At 42.2% G+C, this 990-nt stretch carries 2 protein-coding genes; both read left to right on the top strand.

Translation table 11 applies throughout. The features are described from left to right. Nucleotides 1-446 precede the first annotated feature (446 nt). Nucleotides 447-614 carry a hypothetical protein gene (locus IDAT_RS13325; RefSeq protein WP_156099538.1) on the top strand — a complete coding sequence of 56 codons (168 nt, stop codon included), beginning with the start codon at nucleotides 447-449 and terminating at the stop codon, nucleotides 612-614. A gap of 38 nt (nucleotides 615-652) precedes the next feature. Further along, complete coding sequence (locus tag IDAT_RS12885; protein ID WP_034734500.1) at nucleotides 653-979, top strand: hypothetical protein; 327 nt, start codon at nucleotides 653-655, stop codon at nucleotides 977-979. The last annotated feature ends 11 nt before the right edge of the window (nucleotides 980-990 follow it).

The following is a 990-nucleotide window of genomic DNA, read 5'->3' as shown; positions in this document are numbered from 1 at the left end:
AGACTCAATTTGTGCGGTGATTGACATTGCAAAAATCCTGACTGTGAATTTATATGTTGATTAATTATACGCCTTTAAATACATGTTTTACATAGCCACTGATGTCAGGATTGCTTGATTAAGGTAACCAGTTTTTGGTAAGGATAAGGCGGTGGTTGTAAATACCTCTAAAGAACCGAGATACTGTGATACTTACTTTTGCGTATGTCGGTTCTATCGGCATGACAAAGTCATTTGTCGATTATTTCTTGTTTTATCGACATGAAGGTTGTCGTATGAAGTTGAGAATATTCGGGTTACATCCTACATCTTTCAATCTCGTTCATCTTTCCAATTAAAACTGCCTCGATTTTTAGGGGCATAACAATTCTAGTTGAATCGTCGATTCGCAGCCGCTCGTTACTTTGGTATGTTCGACCAACCCACTTTAAACAAGGATTTTGGTCATGAGTTCCTCATCAGATGGCAAAAAGCGCCGCGATAGAATACGAGGCTTTCCATCATGGACGCTCGACAGCTCAATTCAGAAAGTTATTGAGCATAGCAAAATTCAAATTTTGCCAGACAGTATTAGCTCTCAAATTGCTAGCGCTGCTGAAGCGGTGGAGGCTTAAAGTCAGCGCAACTCGTACACACCACCTTCGCTGCTCAAATGGTAGAACAGCAAAGAAATTTAGCTAGCGAAATACTTGGTCGACATGGTGAAATGTTTGCAGCTGTAGAAGCTGCTACAAGGAGCAAACAGGAAATCGGTCATGTTACTAGAGCAGCCGCAATTGCTTCCATGAAAACCCCGGGGATAGGTGTCGCAGCTCAAGCTATGAGAGTGATTTCGCCGTTAATGAATTTAAATCAACTCACTCCTCCAGCCTACACTGCCTACGCGTCTATGCTTGAAAGTAACGTTACAGCTAGAGCCGGAGCAGCTAGTGCGTTAGCGTCCATTCATAACTTGTCTCAAGTGTTACCAACGGAGTAAAATTGATCCAC

This window comes from Pseudidiomarina atlantica, from assembly GCF_000753735.1.
GTDB classification, from domain to species: Bacteria; Pseudomonadota; Gammaproteobacteria; order Enterobacterales; family Alteromonadaceae; genus Pseudidiomarina; species Pseudidiomarina atlantica.
Note: the sequence above shows the minus strand (reverse complement) of the source record. Positions and strands in the feature narration are given on the sequence as shown.